The organism is Achromobacter sp. 1011811831 (genome assembly GCF_059760905.1).
The window spans coordinates 1-343 of record NZ_JCBANG010000229.1; the positions used below are offsets into that span (position 1 = coordinate 1).

Annotated in this window: 1 protein-coding gene; it reads left to right on the forward strand. The window is 73.2% G+C overall.

Features of this window, described 5'->3' with window-relative positions; genetic code table 11:
* A partial coding sequence (locus tag AC6LJ9_RS30735; protein WP_498150469.1) for a two-partner secretion domain-containing protein occupies positions 1-343 on the forward strand: 343 nt, incomplete at both ends.

Below are 343 nucleotides of genomic sequence, written 5' to 3' on the forward strand. Positions count from 1 at the left end.
CGCCAGGCCGCGGGCAATGCCGCCTCGGGCGTGCCGGACGGCCTGGCCGCCGGCGGGCTGCAGGTCGACACGCAGGCGCTCACGCGCGGCTGGACCCATGCCGAGGCGCCCCGGTCCAGCACCGAGAACGGCCGCACGACGGTCACCATCAACCAGACCGCCGACCGCGCCATCCTCAACTGGCAGACCTTCAACGTCGGCCGCGACACCACGGTGGACTTCCGCCAGCAGGCCGAGTGGGCGGTGCTGAACCGGGTCAACGACCCGGCCGGCCGTCCCAGCCAGATCCAGGGGCAGATCAAGGCGCCGGGCACGGTGCTGATCGTCAACCGCAACGGCGTGG